Genomic DNA, 20045 nt, shown 5'->3' on the forward strand with positions numbered 1-20045 from the left:
AACCGCCACATTAGGAGCGCCCGGAGTGGACCGCCCGCCGCGCTGCGCCATCGGGGAAGCACCGGGCGGGCGGGGCCGCCCGGACGGGACCACGCGGCGTCAGGGCCGCTGAGGCAGCGTCAGCGTGGCCAGCGCCCCGCCGTCCGGCGGGTTGGTGAACTCCAGACGGGCCCCGAGCACCTCCGCCTGCCCCAGCGCGATCGTCAGCCCCAGGCCGTGGCCCTTCGCCCCGCTCTCGGTGCGAAAGCGCTGCGGCCCGTGCGCGAGGAGGTACGCCGGATAGCCGTCCCCGCGGTCCCGTACGGTGATCACCGCCCCGTCCACGGTCAGCACCACGGGCGCCCGCCCGTGCCGGTGCGCGTTGGCGACCAGGTTGCCCAGCACCCGCTCCAGGCGCCGCCGGTCGGTCTCCACGCGCGTGTCCCGCACGACGTCCACGCGCGTGTCGGTGCCGGAGCCGCGCACCACCCGCCGGGCCAGCGCGCCCAGTTCCTCCGGCTCCGTCTCCAGCCGCTCCCGCCCGCTCTCCAGCCGGGAGATCTCCAGCAGGTCCTCGGTGAGGGTGCGCAGCGCCGCCACCCGGTCCCGCACCAGCTCCGTCGGGCGGCCCGGCGGCAGCAGTTCGGCCGCCGCGTGCAGCCCGGTGAGCGGCGTGCGCAGTTCGTGCGCCACGTCCGCGGTGAACCGCTGCTCGGCGAGGAGCTTGCCCTGCAGGGACGACGCCATGGAGTCCAGCGCGGCGGCCACCGACGCCACCTCGTCCTGCGGGCGCGTCGGATCCTGCGCGCGCGGATCGCCGACCCGTGCGTCCAGGTCGCCCGCGCTGATCCGCCGCGCCACCCGTGCCGTCGTGTGCAGCCGCCGCGTCACCCGCGTCACCGCGAACGCGCCGACCAGCAGCGTCGCCCCGATCGCCAGCGCCGACGACCACACGATCGCGCCGTCCAGGCCGTCGATGGTGGCCTCGCCCTGGGACTGGTCGACCCGCACCGCCAGCACCCGGCCGCCGTCGGCGGGGCCCGCCGCCCACATCGTGGGGCGCCCGTCGTAGTCGGCGGCCATCGTGCCGCGCCGGCCCGAGACGGCCAGCTCGCGCAGCCGCCCGGGCAGCCCCGGCGGGTCCACACCGGCGCTCCGCCGCAGCGGGTCCCCGGCCTCGTAGGACTCCGTCGCCTCCCGCAGCCGGTCCAGGGCCGCGTCCCGGGCCTGGCCCATGGTCTGGTTGGTCACCGAGACGTGCACCAGGACGCCGAGCAGCGCGGCGAGCGCGCAGCACATCACGGTGATGAAGACGGCCGCCTTCACGGCGAGCGGACCGGCCCACCGGGGAAGGGCGAGCCTCACCGGGCGCCCGCCGACGACGACCCGGCCGACGGCGCCTTCGAGGACGTGGGGGAGGGCGAGGGCGAGGGTGATGCGGACGGGCGCTTCGTGTGCTGTCCGCCGTCGTCGGTGCGCAGCATCTCGTCGCTGGTCAGCAGCATGGCCCGCTGGTCGGCGTCCCAGGTCCACTGGAGCCGGTACTCGTAGCCGGCGACCTCCGAGGGCGAGCGGACGATCACCGTCCGCCCGGCCAGCTCGACCGCGCTCACGGCGTCGTCGTAGGACATGACGCGCACCAGCCGGTCCTTCTCGACGGTGTAGACGCGCACGGCGGTCAGCTGCTCCGGCAGCAGCCGGAAGCCCAGCGTCATCTCGGGCCGCCCGTCGCCGGTCAGGTCGCGGTAGTACGGCGGCAGCACCGGGCAGCCGTCCCGCGCGCCGTCAGAACCGTCGGACCCGCCCGCCCCGCCGCCCGTGCCGCAGTCCGCCATCCGCACGGACGTCTCGTGGTACCGCGCCTTCGGGCCCGCGTAGTCGCCCGGATGCGCGTCGATCTCGGCCCGCACCGCCGCCACCGGGTCCGCCCGGCGGATGTCGCCGCCGGGCACGGCGACGCCCTCCACGCGCGCGTGCTCCACCTCGCCGATGTCGTACGCCGGGCTCGACGCCGGCGTCAGACCGGGCCAGAGCCGGGCCGGACTCCGCGCGGCCGACGTCGCCCCCGCGCTCCGCAGCCCGCCGCCGTCCCCGCACGCGGTCAGCGCCCCGGCCGCCCCGACCGCCATGAGCAGCGCGAGGAGGGCGGAGACGCGGGCGGGGCGCCCTCGGCGGCTCGGGAGCACTGCACTCCTGGGGTTCGGTGATCGGCGTCGGTGGTCCCGCACGGCCGCGGGCGGCACCGCATACGGCGCGGCACCGCACACATCTTGGTACGGGAGGCCATTTTGCCCGCGCGCGGGCCCGCCGGGCCACCCGGAGCCGACCGGGTCCTTGCCCCCGCGGCACCCCTCCTGGTCCCATGGAAGGGGGTGAGGCGCATGCACCGACTGCGCGTCGTACCGGCCCGGCGCCACGGCCGGGAACGGCTCTACGTCTGCCTTCCGGACGGCGCGAACGTCGCCTGGTACGACCGTGAGGCGGCCCGCGTCAACCTGCTGCGCGACGACCGCGAGGACGAGGTCCTCGAAGCCCTGGCACCCTTCCTCACCGGCCCGGTCGCGGTCGGCCCGCCCCCGGTCCCGACCCCGGCCGAGCTGGCCCGGCTCACCCTCCACCCCGACGACGACCTCGCCCCCAACCGGCCCGGCGAGGCGCTCCTGGTCGCCGTGGAGCGCGCACCCGGACCCGCGCACCGGCTGCGCCCCGACCCGCGCCGCCGGGCACTGGCCGCCGAGCAGGCCACGGGCGAGGCCCTCGACCGCCTCGACGGCGCCGGATGGCGCACCCTGCACTCCGTCCCGCTGCCGGGCGGCGACCGCGTCCACCATCTGCTGATCGGCCCCGGCGGCCTCTTCGCCCTGCACGTCCTGCCCGCCCGCAGGCAGCGGGTGCGCGTCGCCGACCCCCTGGTCGCGGTGGGCCGCCGTGCACCGCACCCCCTGCTGCACCGGGTCCGCGCCGCCGCGGACCGCGCCTCCCACGCCCTGACCGCCGAGGTCCGCCCCGTCCTCGTCCTCGTCGGCCCCGCGCACCTGAGCGTCGCCGCCGCGCCCCGGGCCCTGCGCGTCCTCACCGACCGGGAACTGCCGGGCCTCGCCGGCCCGGGCGGCGTGCTCAAACCGGCGGACGTCGAGGCCCTGCACGCCGTGGCCCGGGACCGGGCGACCTGGAAGCGCGTCTGAGACCGGCGCGGCTCAGGGCAGCGCCGCCGCCCGCCGCCGGTCGAACAGCGGCGCCAGCAGGTCGCCGTGGTTCCGCACCCGCGCCCCGGCGTCCGCCGCCCGGAAGACGAACTGCTCCGCCCGCCCGCACCCGGCCACCTCGTCCCACGTCACCGGGGTGGAGACCGCCGGCACCGACCGGGCCCGCACGGTGTACGGAGCGGCCGTGGTCTTGCGCGCGGCGTTCTGGCTCCAGTCCACGAACACCTTCCCCGGCCGCAGGCTGCGCGTCATCCGGTGCACCACCAGCTCCGGCAGCGCCCGCTCCGCCTCCACCGCGAGCGCCTTCGCGTACTCCGACACCCGCTCGGACGACGCTCCCCGCACGCCCGCCAGCAGATGCAGCCCCTTGGCCCCGGACGTCTTGGCGTACGCCTCGATCCCGTCCGCCGCCAGCCGCTCCCGCAGCCACAGCGCGACCTCGCAGCACTGCACCACGGTCGCGGGCGGCCCCGGGTCCAGGTCGAACACCAGCCGGTCGGCCTCGCCGGGATCGTCCGCGGTCCACTGGTGCGTGTGGAACTCGGTCACCAGGTTCGCCGCCCACATCAGAGTCGCCAGGTCCTGCACGAGCACCATGCGGGCGGGCCCCTCCGAGCGCGGCACCTCGGCGGTGGTGACCCAGTCGGGCGTACCGGGCGGCACGTTCTTGGTGAAGAACAGCTGGCCGTCCGGACCGTCCGGATACCGCAGGAAGGAGACGGGGCGGTCCCGCAGATGCGGCAGCAGCACCTGCGCGGTCGTCGCGTAGTAGTGCAGCAGCTCGCCCTTGGTGAAGCCGTCCTCGGGATACAGCACCTTGTCCAGGTTGCTGAGGGCCACCCGCCGCCCCTCCACCTCAGTGATAGGCGCCATACCATGAGAATCTCACGAAATACGTACAAACCGCCCGACAGGAAGGGTGCTGCACGTGCGATCCATCTGGAACGGCGCCATCTCCTTCGGTCTGGTCAGCATCCCGATCAAGCTGGTGAACGCGACCGAGAACCACTCGGTCTCCTTCCGCCAGATCCACACCGAGGACGGCGGCCGGATCCGCTACCGCAAGGTGTGCGAGCTGGAGGACCGCGAGGTCTCCCAGGCCGAGATCGGCAAGGCCTACGAGGACGCCGACGGCTCGATGATCCCGATCACCGACGAGGACCTGTCCCAGCTGCCGATCCCCACGGCCCGCACGATCGAGATCGTGGCCTTCGTGCCCGAGGAGCGCATCGACCCGCTCCAGATGGGCTCGGCCTACTACCTCGCGGTGAGCGGCGCCCCCGCCGCCAAGCCGTACACCCTGCTGCGCGAGGCGCTCAAGCGCAGCAACCGGGTCGCCATCGCCAAGTACGCGCTGCGCGGCCGGGAACGCCTCGGCATGCTCCGGGTCGTCGGCGACGCCATCGCGATGCACGGGCTGCTGTGGCCGGACGAGGTGCGCACCCCCGAGGGGGTCGCCCCGGACGCCGGTGTCACCGTGCGCGACCAGGAACTGGACCTCGCGGACGCCCTCATGGACACGCTCGGCGAGATCGACCTCGAGGACCTGCACGACGAGTACCGGGAGGCCGTCGAGGAGGTCGTCGCCGCCAAGGCGTCCGGCGAGACGCCCCCCGAGGCCCGCCGGGAGGCGGCGCCCGGGAAGGTGCTGGACCTGATGGCGGCCCTGGAGAGCAGCGTGCGGGCGGCGCGGGAGTCCCGGGACGACGACGAGGGGCCGGGACCGGCCGAGGAGGCCGAGGTCCGCTCCCTGCCGCGACGCGGGACCACCTCCCGGCGGACCCCCAAGGAGACCGGCGGCAAGAAGTCGACGTCGACGGCCGCGAAGAAGACGGCGGCGGGGAGGGCGGAGCCGAAGAAGTCGACGGCGAAGTCAGCGAAGTCCGCGAAGTCAGCGAAGTCCGTGAAGTCCGCCGCGCCCGCGAAGAAGACGGCGGCCAGGGGCGCGGCCGCCACCGCCAGGAAGGCCGCGGGCCGGAGCGCGGCCAAGGCGACCGCCGGGAGCGCGGACAAGGGCACCGCCAAGAAGACGGCCTCCCGCAGGCGCAGTGCCTGACGGTCGCCCCGGCCCGTGCCCGGTGGGCGCGACCGCTCCGGTCAGCGGGAGCGGTCGCGCGTCCGGTACCTGAAGACGACCAGCCCCACCGCGCCGAACCCGGCCGCCCAGGCCAGCCCCAGCGCGAGGTGCCCCCACAGCGCCCTCTCCCCGAACGCGCCGCCGGCCGCGAACTGCATGGGGCCGAAGGAGGGGAACCACTGCAGGACCGGCTCGTTGGCGAGCGGGTTGCCCAGCGGGTTCTGCAGGAACGTGTCCATCAGCCCGCCCATGATGATCAGGAAGAACCCCTCCAGATCCCGCTTCACCAGCACCCCGAGGAGCAGTCCGAGGGCGCCGTAGGCGAGCGCGACGACGGCGAACCCGGCCAGCACGCCGAACCAGGCACCCGCGGCCGGCCGCCAGAAGAGCAGCACCGCGAGCGCGGTGTAGAGGGCGATGCCGGTGGCGACCGCGGCGACCGCGAGGGCCTTGGCGCCGACGAGGGTGGACTGCCGGTACCCGGCGAAGACCAGCCGCCGGTCGAAGGCGAGCGACCTGCGCACCGCGTCGAAGACGACGAACCCGGCGATCATCGTCACGCAGTTGAGGCCCGCCGTGATCAGGGTGAGGTGTCCGGCGTCGACGTGCAGCGCCTCGCCGGTGGCGTACAGCCGGAAGTCCAGGGGCTCCCCGCCCGCCATCGCGTTCATCACCAGATACCAGACGGGCACGAACAGCACGAGGAGCAGCCCGGCCAGCCGGTTGCGGGTCTGGTCGCGCACCGAGAAGCGCAGCGCGGTGGGGAACTGCCCGTACAGCGGCCCCGGACGGGCGGCCGGGCTAGGCGTCGACACGGCGGTGCTCCCTCCCGGCCGCCGCGCGTGCGGTGAGGCGGCCGTCGGCCAGGTCGGCCAGCAGGTCGAAACGGTCCTGCTCGAAGACGAGATGGGTGATGACCACGACGGCCTTGCCGCGGGTGCGCAGCTCCTCGACCAGATCCCAGAAGCGCAGGTAGGTCTCCCAGTCGAAGCCCTGGTACGGCTCGTCGAGGAGCAGCACGTCGGGGTCGTGCAGCAGGGCGAGGGTGAGGTTGAGCTTCTGCCGGGTTCCGCCGGACAGCTCGCCGGCGGGGGTGCGCTCGTAGCGTTCGTAGCCCAGGGCGCGGACCAGTTCCCGGCCCCGTCCGGGGCCCGGCAGGCGGTGCGCCGCGGCGAAGTAGCGCAGGTGCTGCTCGACGGTCAGGCTCCCGCTCAGCACCGGGTCCTGCGGGCAGTAGCCGAGCGTCCCGGCCAGGGAGACCTCGCCGCGGTCGAGGGCCAGGGTGCCGGCCAGCGCCTTGAGCAGGGTGGACTTGCCGGCGCCGTTCTCACCGACGACGGCGACCAGGTGCCCGGGGGCGACGGTGAGGTCGGCGCCGCGCAGGACGCGGTGGCGGCCGTACGCCTTGTGCAGGCCGCGGGCGCGGAGCACGGGAGCGGGGGAGGCCCCGGGCGGGTCGGGTGCGGGTGGCGCGGGGCGTACGGGTGGGTCGGACGGTACGGGTGCGGGGTCGGTCGGCATGTGCGGTCACCTGGGCCTTCCTGTGCTTCCGGCAGTCCTGACGTCCGGGTCCCTCACGTCCCGGCGGGTGCCTCCGGGGGAGGCGGTGCGTTCAGCCCGCCCGTGTAGATGCCGAGCACCTCGGGGGCCCAGCGGGCCATGCCGTCGGCCGACAGGGGGTCGGTGCCCAGGACCTCGCCGATGCGGTCGCGCAGCAGGAACACGGCCAGGTCGTTGGCGAGCAGTACGGCGGCGCGGGCCTCGGGGTCCCGGCCCGGTGCGGCGAGACCGGCCGCCGACAGTCCGTCCAGGGCGGTGCGGCTCACCTCGTACAGGCGGCGGAACAGCAGCCGTCCGGCGTCCGTGTCGCTCAGCAGCAGGCGGCGCAGGTAGCCGGGCAGGGGGGAGCCGGCCGGGAGGTGGCGGGTGAACGCCGCGCTCAGGGACGCCGCCGAGGCGTCGGAGTCGAACGCCTCCGCGCTCCCCTCGCCGGTCAGTTCGCCGAGCATGGCCTCGAAGACGGCCACGACGTACTGGTCGACCTCCTGGCGCAGCCCGTCCTTCGAACCGAAGTGGTGCACCACGAGGCCGGGCGAGACACCGGCCGCCGCCGCGATCCGCCGCACGGTCACCGAGTCCGGGCCGTGGGCCGCGAACAGACCGAGCGCCTCGTCGCGGATGAGGGCCCGGGTCGTCCGATCCTCCGGGATTGAACGCATGTACAGCATGTTAAACAGGTGTTCAGTCGAATGTCCAGGGGGCGTCGGCCGTCCACGGTGAGTCACCCGTCCCGGGAGAGCCGGCCGTCCGGGGAGAGACGGACGCCCGCGGTATCGCGGACGGAGCGGGTTCGAAGACCGCGGTGCTCGCTGCGGCGGACTGCGTCGGCGCGGGCGAGGCCGGCGGCGGCAGGGCGGGGCTCTCCTCCAGGCGCTGCCCGATCGTTTCGGCCGGCCCGCCGTCCGGAGCGACCGGGTCGGTGGACAGCTGCGACCACGCGGTCAGGGCGAGGGCGACCGCGGCGGCCGTGCCGACCACCCGGCCGATCCGCCGCAGCCGGGCCCGGCCGTCCAGCTCCCGCCAGGACGGACCGGCGCCCGGATCCTCCGGCCGCCACGCCTCGCCGACCGTGTCGGAAGCGAGACCGGGACGGCCCGGGTGGCCCGGGCGGCCGGGCCGGCCGGTGCGGGCCCGCGGCGGACCGGCCCGGTCCGCGTCGGCCGGCGGCGGCGCGACGGCGGACGGCGGTTCCGGTGGCCGGCCCGGGATCCGGTCCCGGGCGGCGGGCTCCCTGGGGGCGGAGGCGCGGATGGCGCGCTCGTCGTCCTCCAGGAACAGCCGCCAGACGTACTCGGGCACGGACGGCGTACCGTCCGGCTCGTCCGGCGCGGCGCCGCCGCCCGGTCCGGAAGCGGTCATGGTCCCGCCCCTTCTTTCGTACGGCCCCGTACGGGCGCGGGCGGGAGGGGCGGGAGCCCGCCGACGGCCGCTGTGCGCCGTCCTGTGCCGCAGCACCGTACCGGTGTCGCTCCTGGGCCCGCACGTCACCGGTCCGGTGCCGGATGGTCATGGCCCGGCGGACTCCGTCGGCCGCCGACTCGAAGAACGCGGGGAACCGCCGGCCCGTTCCCGGTGCGACGAGTCGTGACGGGGTCGTGATGGTCCCCGGCGCGGACGCTCAGGGGGCCACCGGGGACGGAGTGGGCGTCGGCGAGGCGGTGTTCACGTCCAGGTCCGGACGCGGCCTGAGCACCAGCACCCGCTCTCCCGGCTGCGGCGGGGGCGGGGTGACCTTCTCCCGGGGCAGCTTCGCGGGGCCGGTCTGCCTGAACGTGACCTCGTCGTACCGCACCAGCCCGGTCCTCTCCAGCACCGTGATGTGGTCCAGGACCGTGTCGTTGGCCAGGTCGGCCAACTGCCGCACGAGGGTGTTCTTGGTGGAGGCCCGGATCCTGGCGATGGCCGGGAAGATCTGGCCGTGGGTCACCCGCATGATGTTGACCGCCGCCGAGTCGAAGTCCCCGCCGGTCCTGGCGTCCACCGACGCCACGAAGCCCTCCTGCTGCGGGGACGCCCGGTTGGGCAGCGTGATGCCCAACTCGGGTGAGATCTCGCGGCACATCGCGTCAAGACCGGCGTGCCCGACGACCAGGTGCTCACCGGCCGTCTTCATGGCCTTCGTCGTACCGCGCCTCATCACCATCTCGCCCAGCGGGTACTCCCACAGCCCGGCGGCGCGGACCTTGACCACGAAGTCGCGGTCGGCCTCGGTGAGCGGCCCGAACTTCGTACTGGCCACCACCCGGTTCTGGTTGCCGTCGGTCTTGTCCAGACCGAGCACGGCCGGGAAGGCCAACGCGGTCAGGGTCAGGGTCATCGCGCCGAACAGGACGACGACTCCGATCCTGCTGCGGGACAGGCGCATGGTGCCTCCAGGGCGACGCGGGGAACGCGGGGGACGCGCACACGTGCTCGTGCGCGTACCGGTACGCCAGGAGGTACGGAAACGGCGGGCGGATCTATCACCGCCCGGCACAAAACCCGCGGCGCCCGCCGGAGGCCGGGGTGAGGGTGCCCGCCGCCAAGCCGGGCTCAGCCGATGTCGGCGCCGTACACGCGCTCGACCGCGAGAGTGAGCAGCACCCGGCGGTCGGCCACCATCGTCGACCGGTACTCGTCCCAGTCCGGGTGCTCACCGGCGACGGCCCGGTAGTACTCCACCAGGGCCTCGACCTCCGGACCGTGCGGATCGGTGCCCGGCCCGGTGAGGGTGGCGACCCCCTCGGCGGTGGCCCAGGACCTGCCGTCCGGGGCGGTCACCTCCAGCGCGGCCCGCGGGTCCCGGCGCAGGTTCGCCGTCTTGGCCAGCCCCTCGCGGGTCGAGATCCGGACGACGCCGGCCTCCCGGTCGTAGGCGGGCATCACGGGCGAGAGCTGCGGACGGCCGTCCGACTTGATCGTCGCGAGGACGCCGAGCCGGCCGGCGGCCAGCAGGGCGTGCGGGTCGAAGCGCGGTGTGGTGGTCATGATCCGATCATCACCCCGCGCCCCGGGACCTGTCCCGCGAACCGTCCGCCGAACGCGCCGCGGGGACGCGGGAGGTGGCGGCTCAGGGCACCGAGGGCCCGCCCAGGTAGTCGCCGTCCTCGTCGTACGGCCAGGCGTTGGCGACACAGCCCTTGAGGCCCTTGATCTGCTGCATCATCGCCGGCGCGGGCTGCCCCGCACCGGGACACGTCTCGTGGCCGTGGCCGATGCGGTGGCCGACCTCGTGGTTGACGATCAGCGCCCGGTACTCGTGGATCGGGCCGTCGAACTCCGGGGAACCCAGGACCCAGCGCTTCAGGTTCACCACCACGTCGGTGCCGACGCTGCAGTTGACCTCGCCCCCGGTGTCCAGGCCCGCGGCGCCGCAGATCCGGTCGACGGTGCCCGGCGTGGCGATCTTCACCACGAAGTCGTAGGAACCGCTGCTGACCAGCCGGAAGGAGTTGGTCCCGTCCTGGGTCCAGCCGCGGTCGTCGGCGAGCACGTCGGCTATCTCGTCGGCGGCGGCGCTCGGCCGGACGTCGACGCCCTTCTCGACCAGGACCTTGTAGCGGCGCACACGGCTGCCGGTGCCCACGGTGGTGCCGTCGGCCTGGGCGGTGACGAAGGTGCCGGGCCCGGTCGCCGGGATGGCGATGGTGGAGGGCGACGCGGAGGCGGAGACCTTCACGGACGGCGACCCGGAAGGGCTCGGCGAGGGCGAGGGCGGCGCGGAGGAGGCCGCCCCCGACGGCGTCGCGGCCAGCGCGTCGGTGACATCGGCCACCTGGTCGTCCGTCACCGCGGAACGGCCGTCCCGCCAGTACGCGACGGCGGCGCCCGCGGTGAGCAGCACGGCCCCCAGCGCGACGAGGGCCGGAAGCGCGCGGGCGGGCCCGCTGCGGCGCGCGCGTCTGCGACCGCGACCGCGGGACCCGCGCCCGGCGCCCTCCGGCCTGGTTCTTCGGGTGCTCCGGCGGGCGGTGGATCGGCCCACGACGTGCGTCCTCTCTTCTGGTGTGTACCTCCAAGATCCAAGCGGACAGATGTACGAAAACGTCACAGGACACCGCGTGGGCCTTCTCACAGCCCTGTTCGACCGCTTCGCGCAACCTTTTGCCGCCCCGAAGGGTCCGCGAACCACCCGGCTCGGGCGTACGTGCGCGAGGGCCCGCCCCGACAGCGGGCGGGCCCCCACGCGTCGCGGGGAGAAGGGCCGTCAGCCGACGGCCGTGCGCTCCCAGCGGTAGAAGCAGCGCGCCATCGCGTCCTTCGGACCGCGCCAGGTCGCCGGGTCGTACGCCGAGACGTACGGCTCCAGCCGCTCGCTGACCTGACGGAACTCCGGGTGCCCGGTCAGCCTGCCGATGGTGGGGGCCGGGTCCTCGTCACTCTCGATGAGGTGCAGGTACACGCCGTCACCGAACTCGAAGAGGCTGCGCCGGTTGACGCCCACCAGGTGCGGCAGTTCGCCGCCGTCGGACTCCGCGAACACCTTCGCGATGTCCGGTGCCGCACCGGGTGCCATCCGGGCGACGATCAGTGTGTGGTGCATGGGGTGCTGCCTTCCGCGGGTGTCGTCGGTGCCGGTCGGCCGGTGGCGGTCCGCCGGTGTCGGTCCGCCGGTGTCAGTCGGCGAGCACCGACGCGGTCCGCCGCTCGCCCGCCGCCTGCTCGATCCGGTCCCGGATCAGCGCCATCTGCGTACGGGAGTTGCGGTTGATGTTGTCCGTCATCCAGGCGTCGTCCACGGGCGCGTCCGGCTTCATCGCGAAGTCCTGCGTCCAGCGCATCTCGGTGCCCTCGGCGGTCTCCGAGTACTCCCAGACGATGTTCATGTACTGGAAGGGACCGGTCTCCACCCGCTGGGCGCGGACCGTGCGCGTGACGGGGTCGGCGACGCGCTCGGAGACCCAGCTCCACACCTTGCCGTCGGCGTCCGGGTGCATGGTGAGCCGGAACGTGACACGGTCCTCGTCGCGGTCGAGCACCTCCACGGAGGCGTACTCGCTGAACAGCCGGGGCCAGTTCTCGATGTCGTTGGTCATGTTCCAGACCAGCTCCATCGGGGCGGCGATGGTGATCTCGTTGTCGGTGTGCCCTGCCATGTTCACACTCCCGTCTTCAGGGCGCCGTTGATCAGCGCGAGGAAATCGGCGGGCGTCTTGCAGCGCTCGGCCTGCTCGGGCAGACCGAGGCCGTACCGCTTCTCCAGCTCGGCCACGATGCCCAGCAGGCCGAGGGAGTCCAGGCCGAAGGTGTCGAAACCGTCGTCGGCCTGCTGCCGCAGGGTGACCGGGTCGACGTGCACGCCGGCGGTGCGCTTCATCAGCGTCGCCAGCTCCTCGACGGTCACCTGGTAGTCCACTTGGTCGGTCATGGTGTCCTCCTTGACTCGGGGTTGGTCGGTCACGGGTGTGATCCGTGGCCTTCGGTCATCGCTCCGCGGACGGCCCGGCGCCCCTTCGCAGGACGAGCGCCGAGTTGGATCCCATGAGTCCGCGGCCGAGGATCAGGGCCGTGCGCGGTTCGCCGGGGCGGGCCCGGCCGGTCACCACGTCCAGGTCGTGGCACACGTCGACCACGTGCGGGGTCGGCGGGATCAGCCCGTGCTCCATCGCGAGCACCGCCGTCGCCACGTCCAGCACCGGAGCCGCGCAGTACGCCCGCCCGGTGCCGGTCTTGGGCGCGGTGACCGGCACCCGCGCCGCGTGCGGACCCAGCGCGTCGGCCAGCGCCAGGGCCTCCGCCCGGTCGGCCTCCGGGACACCGAGGGCGTCCGCGAAGACGACGTCGACCTCCTCGGGCCGGCAGCCCGCCTCGGCCAGGGCGCCCCCGATCGCACGGGCCAGCCCCTCCCGGGACAGCTCCCAGCGGCCGGGACCGGTGAAGGTCGCCGCGTGTCCCGCCACCGTCGCCCGCACGTCCGCACCGCGCTCCCGGGCCGCCGTCTCCTCCTCCACGAGGAGCACGGCACCGCCCTCGGCCGGCGCGAACCCGCAGGCCGCGTCGGTGAACGGGCGGTAGGCGCGGTCGGGTTCGGCGGCCCGGCTCAGCTCGGGGTAGCCCAGCTGGCAGACGATGGAGTACGGGGCCAGCGGCGCCTCCGTCGCACCGCAGACCACCGTGTCGGTGCCGCCCCGCACGGCCAGCGCCGCGTGCGCCAGGGCGTCCAGGCCGCCCGCCTCGTCGGCGGCCACGACCCCGCAGGGGCCCTTGAAGTCGTTGCGGATGGACACCTGGCCGGTGCTGGCCGCGTAGAACCAGGCGATCGACTGGTACGGGCCGACATGGCGCGAGCCGTGGCCCCACAGGTTCTGCAGCTCCCGCTGCCCGAACTCGCCACCGCCCGAACCGGCCGCCGTGACCACGCCCACCGAGTACGGCGAGTCGACGTCGGCCCGGCCGAACCGGGCGTCGGTCAGCGCGTGCTGGGTGGCGGCCAGCGCGAAGTGCGTGAACCGGTCGGTCTGGACGAGGAAGCGGTCCTCGACCGTCTCGGCCGCGTCGAACCCGCGCACCTCGCCCGCCACCCGCAGCGGCAGGTCCTCGCAGCCCTCCCGGGTGACGGGCCCGAGGCTGCTGGCACCGTCGGCGACCGCCTTCCAGTGCGCCTCGACGCCGATGCCGTGCGGGGACACCACGCCCAGCCCGGTGACGACCGCCCGCCGGTTCCCGCCGCCGGTACCGCTCCGTTGTGGTCCGCTCATCGCAGCCCTCCTTCACTGCCGCTCAGTACGACCGCGGACTGGAAGCCGCCGAAGCCGCTGCCCACCGACAGCACGTGCCGCAGGGTCCGCTCCCGTGCCTCGCGCGGCACGTAGTCCAGGTCGCACTCCGGGTCGGGGGTCGTGTAGTTGGCCGTGGGCGGCACCACCTGGTGGGACATCGCCAGGACGCACGCGGCCAGTTCTATGGAGCCGATCGCACCGAGCGAGTGGCCCACCATCGACTTGATGCTGCTCATCGGCGTCGCGTAGGCGTGAGCGCCCAGCGAGCGCTTGACGGCCGCGGTCTCGTGCCGGTCGTTCTGCTGGGTTCCGGAACCGTGCGCGTTGACGTAGTCGATGGCGGAACCGTCGAGTTCCGCCATGTCCAGCGCCGTGTCGATGGCCCGCGCCATCTCCAGGCCCTCCTTGGTGAGCCCGGTCATGTGGTACGCGTTGCCGAACGTGGCGTACCCGGAGATCTCGCAGTACACGTCCGCGCCCCGGGCCCGCGCGTGCTCCAGGTCCTCCAGGACGAGCACCGCCGCGCCCTCGCCCATCACGAAGCCGTTGCGGTCGGCGTCGAAGGGCCGGGAGGCGTGCGCCGGGTCGTCGTTGTTCGGCGACGTCGCCTTGATGGCGTCGAAGCAGGCCATGGTGATCGGCGATATCGGCGAGTCCGCCGCGCCCGCCAGGCACACGTCGACCCGCCCCTCGGCGACCGCGTGGTAGGCGTACCCGACCGCGTCCAGACCGGACGTGCACCCGGTGGAGACGGTCTGCACCGGGCCGCGCACCCCGAACTCCTCGGCGACCGCGGAGGACAGCGTGGCGGGGGTGAACGCCCGCTCCAGGTGCGGCTCGGCCCGCCGGTCGTCGACGTCCCAGCGCGAGCCGCGCTCGCTGACCAGGACGTAGTCGTGTTCGAGCCGGGTGGTGCCGCCGACCGCCGTGCCCAGGGTGGCACCGGCCCGCCAGGGGTCCTCACGGCTCATGTCGAGGTTCGCGTCCCGGACCGCCTCCGAGGCGGCCACCAGCGCGAACTGCACGTACCGGTCGCACCGCTGGGCCGTGGCGAGGCCGAGCCCGTGGTCGGACGGCTCGAAGTCGCACTCGGCGGCGATCTGCGAGCGCAGCCCGGACGGGTCGAACAGGGAGATGCGGCGCGTCGCCGTACGGCCTTCGGACAGCAGCCCCCAGAACTGGGGCACACCGATCCCGCCCGGGGCGACGACGCCTATGCCCGTGACGGCGACCCGGCGCCGGGTCATGACACCACCTCCGCCGCGGGGGCGGGCCGCTCGTGCCCGGCGCCACCCGCGTGCGCGTGCGCCCCGTCGCAGGGGAGCGCGTTGCCCTCGGCGTCCTCCGTGTCGACGTGGCCCAGCTCCGGCCGCGGGGCCAGCGGCCCCAGGTGGAAGACGAGCCGCGCCTCGACGTCCCCCGCGTTGCGGAAGCGGTGGCGCATGTCCTGCGGGATCAGCAGCCCCTGCCCGGTGGCGAGCGAGTGCGGCACCCCGTCCAGGTCCACCTCCAGGGCGCCCTCCGTGACGTACACGAACTCCTCGGAGTACGGGTGGTAGTGCTCGGCGATGCGGTCGCCGGGCTGCACGATGGCCACGCCCATGAAGCCGCTGGTCGACCCGGCGGTGGTGGGCGTGAGAAGGGCGCGGAGGTCTCCGCCGCGACGGCGGTTCGGCGCGATGTCGCCGAGGGAGACGATGCGTACCTGCTGGTCTGTCATGTCGTTCACTCCGGGGTGACGGGAGGGAGGGGAGGGGAGGGGAGGGGGAGGACAGGAGGGGAGGAAGGAAGGGGGAGAGGGGTCGCGCGGGCCGGCGGGCACGCCGTCGGGCCCGGCCTGCCCCGCGGCCGGAGAGAGGTTCAGGAGCCGGCCGAACGCCGGTCGGTGAGCGGCGTCATACGGATCCGGGAGAGCAGCCGGGACAGCGTCCGGCTCTCGGCGGGCGGCCCGTCGACCCCGGCCGCCGCGGTGTCCAGCAGCCGTTCGACCCCCGCGGCACCCTCCGGGCCGTGCAGGCCCAGGACGGCGGCGGGCGCGTCCTCGGGGTCGCCGTCCACGTCGACGAGCCGCACGACGAGGTCGTCGCGGTGGAAGACGGTCGCGGCGAGGACGGGGCCGTCCGGGTCCTGCGCGGTGGACGCGTCCTGGCGGGCCAGCAGCCGGGCCAGTTCCGGACCGGCACCGGTGCGCACCGGGTAGAGCAGCGCGAGCCGCTGCCTGCGCGCGCCGGCCCGGTCGCGGGACGTCGCGTGGTGCACGGCCGGCATGGCGGCCCGGGTGAAGAACCGCCGGGCGGACTGCGGGTCGCCGAGGTCCCGGTCCTGCTCCAGATGCGGATCGAGGGCCTCCTCGACGGCCCGCACCCCCGGCTGCCGGGCCACGTGGCGCAGCGCGGTCTGCAGGTCGCCCCGCACCTCCACGGCGCGCACGATCCGGTTGCCGTGCATGAACAGCGACGTGCGCAGCAGCCGCGTGGAACCGTCCACGTGGGCGTCGGGCGACACGTACTCGGACAGCAGCCGGGCGGCCTCGGCCTCACTGCCGGGCCGTACGGTGAAGGTCAGCGCGTGCCGTACGACGTTGCCCCCGACGCGGGGCGCGGAGCGCGGCTCACCCGGCGCGGGCCGCCCGCCGTCGGTCTCGCGCAGCACGCTGTAGCGCAGCGAGTGGGTGTCGCGGACGCAGTCCTGGAGCGGCTCGACGGTGTCCAGGTGCTCGTCGCTGTTGACCCACGCCAGGAAGGGCGCGGCGCTCTCCCACTCGCTGGTCAGCAGCCACTGGGTCGGATTCTCCAGGGACTGGCACAGCTGGTCGCTGACGTGTCCCGGCACGGCGGAGACCCGGTCGCGGATGCGCTCGTAGGCGTCCAGGAACTCCTGCTGCATTCCGTCGTGGATGTCCAGCATCAGGACCACCCGCACGCGGGAACCGTCGAACGCGGATATCGACACGCCGCCGCCCGCTTCCGCCGCCACGGCCGCGGACCCGGCCGTGCCCGACGTCGCCGTGGCATCCGTCGCGTCCGTGGTCGGGGCATCCGTCGCTACGACGGGAGAGACCGTCATCCGGCCCACCTCTTCTCCGGGAACTCACCTCGTGGACTGGGGGCGATCGTCGCGGCGCGCGCCAGGCGGGCGGGGTACGACGGTCGCGTAAGCACGATCGTGGGCCGTGCCCGCGGGGTCCGCGAACCAGGAGGGTTAAGCGGGTGAAGCCTGCGCCGCCGCGGGCCTCTCCGGTCCTCACGGGGCATGCATGAAGGCCCCGGCGCACACCTGTCGTGCCCCTTACGTCACGTGCCCCCTCACGTCACGTGTCCCTCATGTCACGTGTCCCTCATGTCCGTCACCACGTCTGTCGCAACGGAGGACGAGCAACCATGAACGAAAGAGCCGACCGGTCCGGCGGTGCCGCCCCTGGGGGCGACCGGACCCACCGCGTCCCGGTCCTCGTCGTCGGCGGGTCCCTGGTGGGCCTGTCGACCTCGGTGTTCCTGGGACGGCTGGGAGTCCGGCACACCCTGGTGGAACGCCACGCCGGCACCTCCATCCACCCCCGCGGGCGCGGCAACAACGTCCGCACGATGGAGATCTTCCGGGTGGCCGGCACCGAGCCGGACATCCGCCGGGCCGCCGCCACCCTGGCCGACAACCACGGCATCCTGCAGACGCCCACCCTGGTCGGCGACGCGGGGGAGTGGCTGTTCAAGCAGATCGACCCCGGCAACGGACTGGCCCGCTTCAGCCCCAGCTCCTGGTGCCTGTGCAGCCAGAACGACCTGGAGCCCGAACTCCTCACCCACGCCGTGAACCTCGGCGGCGACCTCCGCTTCGGCACCGAACTGCTCTCCTTCGAGGCCGACGCCGACGGCGTCACGGCGGTCGTGAAGAGCCGGGAGACCGGCGAACACACCACCATCCGCGCGGACTACCTGGTCGCCGCCGACGGCCCCCGCAGCCCCGTCCGCGAACAGCTCGGCATCGGCCAGAGCGGTCCCGGCGACCTCTTCCACAACGTCAGCATCACCTTCCGCTCCCGCCGCCTCGCCGACGTGGTGGGCGACCGCCGCTTCATCGTCTGCTACCTGACGGACGAGGACGCGGACGGCGCCCTCCTGCCCGTCGACAACCACGAGAACTGGGTCTTCCACGCCCCCTGGCACCCCGAACAGGGCGAAACCGTCGAGGACTTCACCGACGAACGCTGCGCCGCCCACATCCGCCGCGCCGTCGGCGACCCCGACCTCGACGTCGAGATCACCGGCAAGGCCCCCTGGCACGCCGCCCAGCGCGTCGCCCGCAGCTACCGCTCCGGCCGCGTCCTGCTCGCCGGCGACTCGGCCCACGAGATGTCCCCCACCGGCGCCTTCGGCTCCAACACCGGCATCCAGGACGCCCACAACCTCGCCTGGAAGCTGGCCGCGGTCCTGGAGGGCTGGGCGGGCGAGGCCCTCCTGGACACCTACGACGCCGAACGCCGCCCGGTCGCCGAGGCTACCAGCGCCCGCGCGGCCCACCGCTCGGTCGAACACAGCCACCCGGGGTTCGCACCGCCGCCGGGCATGGGGGGAGTGGGCCCCGGTGAGGGGCCTGGGGCGGGTTCCGGTGCGGGCCCCGGTGCGGGTTCCGGTGCGGGTTCCGGCGGGGGTGGGAGGCCCGGGGTGGCCGGTGGCGGGGCCGGTGGGCCCGGTGGGTCCGGCGGTCAGGGCGAGCCCGGTGGGTCCGGTGGGTCCGGCGGTCAGGGCGAGCCCGGTGGGTCCGGTGGGTCCGGCGGTCAGGGCGAGCCCGGTGGGTCCGGTGGGTCCGGCGGTCAGGGTGGGCCCGGTGGGTCCGGCGGCCCCGGCCGTCAGGGCAGTCAGGGCAGACTCGGCGGCCCGGGGGGTGCGCCAGGTGGCCCCGGTGGCCCGGGCGCCCAGAGCGGTCAGGGCGGCCAGGCTGGTACGCCGGGCGGTCCGGGCGGTCCCGGCGGCCCGGGCACTCCGGGTGGAGCTCCGGGCGGTGCGCCGGGTGGCGTTCCCGGCGGCGGCCGTGGTGCCGCGCCCGGCGCGGGTGGCCCCGCCGGCGGCCCGCAGCGCGGCATCCTCAACGTCGCCCTCGGCTACCGCTACCCCCAGGGCGCGGTGGTCGGCGCCGACCCGGCGACCCCGGTGGTCCCGGAGGGCCTCGACCTCACCGGCGCCCCCGGCAGCAGGGCCCCCCACCTCTGGGTCCGCCGGGGCGAGGAGCGCCTGTCCACCCTCGACCTCTACGAGGACTCCCTCGTCCTGCTCAGCGACGCGGCCCAGCCCACCGGCTGGCACGAGGCGGCGACCGGCGTGGCGGCCGCGATGCGGGTCCCGCTGACGTCGTACCGCGTGGGCGGAACCGCCGGGGCCGACCTGATCCCGGACGACGAGGAGACCGACTGGGCGCGCGCCCACGGAGTGACCCGCGGCGGCGCCGTCCTGGTCCGCCCCGACGGCTTCGTGGCCTGGCGCTCCCCGGGCCCCGCCCCCGACCCGGAGGCGATGCTGCGCCAGGTGGTGGGGACGGTACTGGCCCGCACCTGAGACGCCACCCCAAACGTGGACCACTCCCCGGTTCCCTGCTAGCGTCCGACCGGGCAGCCAAGCGGGGAGTGGTCCCCGTTACGGAAGGGGTGGGTCGGACGTGGCGGACACGGCACTGGTGATGGGCGGGGGCGGCCTGACCGCGTACGGGTGGCAGGTCGGCGTACTGGCGGGACTGGCCGACGCCGGGGTGGACCTCGTGGACGCCGACGTCCTCGCCGGTACGTCGGCGGGCTCGATGCTGGCGCTGGAACTGGCCGGGGGCCGGTCCCCGGCCGACCTGTACAAGGAGCAGGTCGGCCGCGAACGCGCCATGCTGGACGTGGACTTCACCCTCGGCATGACGGTCAGGTACCTGTGGGCCGCGCTGGGGTCACGCGACCCGGACACGGTGGTCGAGCGCATCGGCCGCCTCGCGCTCTCCGTGCGCGACGTGCCGCAGACGGCGGTCCTCGACGCCATCCGCCCCCAACTCCCCGCCCGTGAATGGCCCGAGCGGACCGTCCGGATGTTCGCCGTCGACGCGCTCACCGGCGAACCGACCGCCTTCGACGCCGACAGCGGGACCGACCCGCTGCACGCCCTGTCGGCCAGCTGCGCGCTGCCGCCCCTCTTCCCGCCGATCACCATCGGCGCGGGCCGCTGGATGGACGGCGGCGTGCGCTCCACGACCAACGCCGACCTGGTCGACGACTGCGCGCGGGTCGTCGTACTGGCCCCGGTCCCCAAGGGCGCGGGAGCGAGTCCGAGCGCACGGACCCAGGCCGAGGCCCTCGCGGCGCGCGGCACCCGGGTCGCCCTGCTGACCCCCGACCGGGCGGCCCGACGCGCCTTCGGCCGCAACGCCCTCGACGCCTCCCGCATCCCGGGGGCGGCCCGCGAGGGCAGGCGCCAGGGCGCGACCCACGCGGAACGCATCGGGCAGATCTGGCACGGCTGAGGCCCGTCCGGCCGACAGCCACCAGCGCCTCCCGCA

The 20045-nt window shown here is 74.7% G+C and carries 21 protein-coding genes; 4 read left to right on the forward strand and 17 right to left on the reverse strand.

Annotated features, from left to right (window positions below):
• Window positions 1-99 precede the first annotated feature (99 nt).
• Together BJ961_RS06465 and BJ961_RS06470 are read right to left on the reverse strand one after the other, a co-directional pair.
• Window positions 100-1344: an ATP-binding protein gene (locus tag BJ961_RS06465; RefSeq protein ID WP_271320347.1), complete on the reverse strand. Its 1245-nt coding sequence runs from the start codon at window positions 1342-1344 to the stop codon at window positions 100-102.
• On the reverse strand, window positions 1341-2165 hold the full coding sequence (locus BJ961_RS06470; RefSeq protein ID WP_271320348.1) for a hypothetical protein: 825 nt from the start codon (window positions 2163-2165) through the stop codon (window positions 1341-1343). Before BJ961_RS06470 ends, BJ961_RS06465 begins: the two co-directional genes overlap by 4 nt.
• Window positions 2166-2360: 195 nt before the next feature.
• Here BJ961_RS06470 and BJ961_RS06475 point away from each other — a divergent pair, with 195 nt between their 5' ends.
• On the forward strand, window positions 2361-3164 hold the full coding sequence (locus tag BJ961_RS06475; protein ID WP_271320349.1) for a nuclease-related domain-containing protein: 804 nt from the start codon (window positions 2361-2363) through the stop codon (window positions 3162-3164).
• A gap of 12 nt (window positions 3165-3176) precedes the next feature.
• Here BJ961_RS06475 and ligD read toward each other — a convergent pair whose 3' ends face one another.
• Window positions 3177-4058: a non-homologous end-joining DNA ligase gene (gene ligD / locus BJ961_RS06480; RefSeq protein ID WP_271320350.1), complete on the reverse strand. Its 882-nt coding sequence runs from the start codon at window positions 4056-4058 to the stop codon at window positions 3177-3179.
• 55 nt (window positions 4059-4113) lie between these two features.
• Between ligD and ku the strand changes: the two genes are divergently transcribed.
• Window positions 4114-5241 (forward strand): non-homologous end joining protein Ku, encoded by a 1128-nt coding sequence (gene ku / locus BJ961_RS06485; protein ID WP_381157544.1) that lies wholly within the window; start codon window positions 4114-4116, stop codon window positions 5239-5241.
• Between the two features lie 41 nt (window positions 5242-5282).
• On the opposite strand, the gene BJ961_RS06490 is transcribed toward ku, so the two are convergent.
• From BJ961_RS06490 to BJ961_RS06555, 14 genes are all read right to left on the reverse strand, one after another.
• Entirely contained in the window at window positions 5283-6077 is a 795-nt protein-coding gene (locus BJ961_RS06490; RefSeq protein ID WP_271320352.1) for a hypothetical protein, read from the reverse strand.
• A complete protein-coding gene (locus BJ961_RS06495) occupies window positions 6064-6783 on the reverse strand; it encodes an ABC transporter ATP-binding protein (protein WP_271320353.1) in 720 nt (239 codons plus the stop codon). The genes BJ961_RS06490 and BJ961_RS06495 overlap by 14 nt, the downstream gene beginning before the upstream one ends.
• 53 nt (window positions 6784-6836) lie before the next feature.
• Window positions 6837-7481 carry a TetR/AcrR family transcriptional regulator gene (locus tag BJ961_RS06500; protein WP_271320354.1) on the reverse strand — a complete coding sequence of 215 codons (645 nt, stop codon included), beginning with the start codon at window positions 7479-7481 and terminating at the stop codon, window positions 6837-6839.
• Window positions 7482-7503: 22 nt separating this feature from the next.
• Complete coding sequence (locus BJ961_RS06505; protein WP_271320355.1) at window positions 7504-8181, reverse strand: hypothetical protein; 678 nt, start codon at window positions 8179-8181, stop codon at window positions 7504-7506.
• A 259-nt stretch (window positions 8182-8440) separates the two neighbouring features.
• A complete protein-coding gene (locus BJ961_RS06510; RefSeq protein ID WP_271320356.1) occupies window positions 8441-9187 on the reverse strand; it encodes a DUF4142 domain-containing protein in 747 nt (248 codons plus the stop codon).
• A 167-nt stretch (window positions 9188-9354) separates the two neighbouring features.
• On the reverse strand, window positions 9355-9789 hold the full coding sequence (locus tag BJ961_RS06515) for a PPOX class F420-dependent oxidoreductase (RefSeq protein ID WP_271320357.1): 435 nt from the start codon (window positions 9787-9789) through the stop codon (window positions 9355-9357).
• 82 nt (window positions 9790-9871) lie between these two features.
• Window positions 9872-10786, reverse strand: a complete 915-nt coding sequence (locus tag BJ961_RS06520) for a DUF3152 domain-containing protein (protein ID WP_271320358.1) — start codon at window positions 10784-10786, stop codon at window positions 9872-9874.
• A gap of 222 nt (window positions 10787-11008) precedes the next feature.
• A complete protein-coding gene (locus BJ961_RS06525) occupies window positions 11009-11344 on the reverse strand; it encodes a TcmI family type II polyketide cyclase (protein ID WP_271320359.1) in 336 nt (111 codons plus the stop codon).
• 73 nt (window positions 11345-11417) lie between these two features.
• Window positions 11418-11897, reverse strand: a complete 480-nt coding sequence (locus BJ961_RS06530; RefSeq protein ID WP_271320360.1) for an SRPBCC family protein — start codon at window positions 11895-11897, stop codon at window positions 11418-11420.
• A 2-nt stretch (window positions 11898-11899) separates the two neighbouring features.
• Complete coding sequence (locus BJ961_RS06535) at window positions 11900-12169, reverse strand: acyl carrier protein (protein ID WP_271320361.1); 270 nt, start codon at window positions 12167-12169, stop codon at window positions 11900-11902.
• 55 nt (window positions 12170-12224) lie between these two features.
• Window positions 12225-13499 carry a ketosynthase chain-length factor gene (locus BJ961_RS06540; protein WP_271320362.1) on the reverse strand — a complete coding sequence of 425 codons (1275 nt, stop codon included), beginning with the start codon at window positions 13497-13499 and terminating at the stop codon, window positions 12225-12227.
• A complete protein-coding gene (locus BJ961_RS06545) occupies window positions 13496-14767 on the reverse strand; it encodes a beta-ketoacyl-[acyl-carrier-protein] synthase family protein (RefSeq protein WP_271320363.1) in 1272 nt (423 codons plus the stop codon). The genes BJ961_RS06540 and BJ961_RS06545 overlap by 4 nt, the downstream gene beginning before the upstream one ends.
• Window positions 14764-15240: a cupin domain-containing protein gene (locus BJ961_RS06550; RefSeq protein WP_271320364.1), complete on the reverse strand. Its 477-nt coding sequence runs from the start codon at window positions 15238-15240 to the stop codon at window positions 14764-14766. The genes BJ961_RS06545 and BJ961_RS06550 overlap by 4 nt, the downstream gene beginning before the upstream one ends.
• Before the next feature lie 140 nt (window positions 15241-15380).
• Window positions 15381-16586: a SchA/CurD-like domain-containing protein gene (locus tag BJ961_RS06555; RefSeq protein ID WP_271320365.1), complete on the reverse strand. Its 1206-nt coding sequence runs from the start codon at window positions 16584-16586 to the stop codon at window positions 15381-15383.
• Window positions 16587-16900: 314 nt separating this feature from the next.
• Between BJ961_RS06555 and BJ961_RS06560 the strand changes: the two genes are divergently transcribed.
• On the forward strand, window positions 16901-19069 hold the full coding sequence (locus tag BJ961_RS06560) for an FAD-dependent oxidoreductase (RefSeq protein ID WP_271320366.1): 2169 nt from the start codon (window positions 16901-16903) through the stop codon (window positions 19067-19069).
• Between the two features lie 100 nt (window positions 19070-19169).
• Complete coding sequence (locus tag BJ961_RS06565; protein WP_271320367.1) at window positions 19170-20009, forward strand: patatin-like phospholipase family protein; 840 nt, start codon at window positions 19170-19172, stop codon at window positions 20007-20009.
• The last annotated feature ends 36 nt before the right edge of the window (window positions 20010-20045 follow it).

This window comes from Streptomyces lienomycini (assembly GCF_027947595.1).
In the GTDB taxonomy this organism is placed as follows: Bacteria; Actinomycetota; Actinomycetes; order Streptomycetales; family Streptomycetaceae; genus Streptomyces; species Streptomyces lienomycini.

What these genes read in the sequence shown, in the direction of transcription:
- BJ961_RS06475 (WP_271320349.1), top strand. Translation starts at nt 2,361, where the DNA reads ATGCACCGACTGCGCGTCGTACCGGCCCGGCGCCACGGCCGGGAACGG.
- ligD (WP_271320350.1), bottom strand. Translation starts at nt 4,058, where the DNA reads ATGGCGCCTATCACTGAGGTGGAGGGGCGGCGGGTGGCCCTCAGCAAC.
- BJ961_RS06495 (WP_271320353.1), bottom strand. Translation starts at nt 6,783, where the DNA reads ATGCCGACCGACCCCGCACCCGTACCGTCCGACCCACCCGTACGCCCC.
- BJ961_RS06500 (WP_271320354.1), bottom strand. Translation starts at nt 7,481, where the DNA reads ATGCGTTCAATCCCGGAGGATCGGACGACCCGGGCCCTCATCCGCGAC.
- BJ961_RS06505 (WP_271320355.1), bottom strand. Translation starts at nt 8,181, where the DNA reads ATGACCGCTTCCGGACCGGGCGGCGGCGCCGCGCCGGACGAGCCGGAC.
- BJ961_RS06510 (WP_271320356.1), bottom strand. Translation starts at nt 9,187, where the DNA reads ATGCGCCTGTCCCGCAGCAGGATCGGAGTCGTCGTCCTGTTCGGCGCG.
- BJ961_RS06515 (WP_271320357.1), bottom strand. Translation starts at nt 9,789, where the DNA reads ATGACCACCACACCGCGCTTCGACCCGCACGCCCTGCTGGCCGCCGGC.
- BJ961_RS06525 (WP_271320359.1), bottom strand. Translation starts at nt 11,344, where the DNA reads ATGCACCACACACTGATCGTCGCCCGGATGGCACCCGGTGCGGCACCG.
- BJ961_RS06530 (WP_271320360.1), bottom strand. Translation starts at nt 11,897, where the DNA reads ATGGCAGGGCACACCGACAACGAGATCACCATCGCCGCCCCGATGGAG.
- BJ961_RS06535 (WP_271320361.1), bottom strand. Translation starts at nt 12,169, where the DNA reads ATGACCGACCAAGTGGACTACCAGGTGACCGTCGAGGAGCTGGCGACG.
- BJ961_RS06540 (WP_271320362.1), bottom strand. Translation starts at nt 13,499, where the DNA reads ATGAGCGGACCACAACGGAGCGGTACCGGCGGCGGGAACCGGCGGGCG.
- BJ961_RS06545 (WP_271320363.1), bottom strand. Translation starts at nt 14,767, where the DNA reads ATGACCCGGCGCCGGGTCGCCGTCACGGGCATAGGCGTCGTCGCCCCG.
- BJ961_RS06550 (WP_271320364.1), bottom strand. Translation starts at nt 15,240, where the DNA reads ATGACAGACCAGCAGGTACGCATCGTCTCCCTCGGCGACATCGCGCCG.
- BJ961_RS06555 (WP_271320365.1), bottom strand. Translation starts at nt 16,586, where the DNA reads ATGACGGTCTCTCCCGTCGTAGCGACGGATGCCCCGACCACGGACGCG.
- BJ961_RS06560 (WP_271320366.1), top strand. Translation starts at nt 16,901, where the DNA reads ATGAACGAAAGAGCCGACCGGTCCGGCGGTGCCGCCCCTGGGGGCGAC.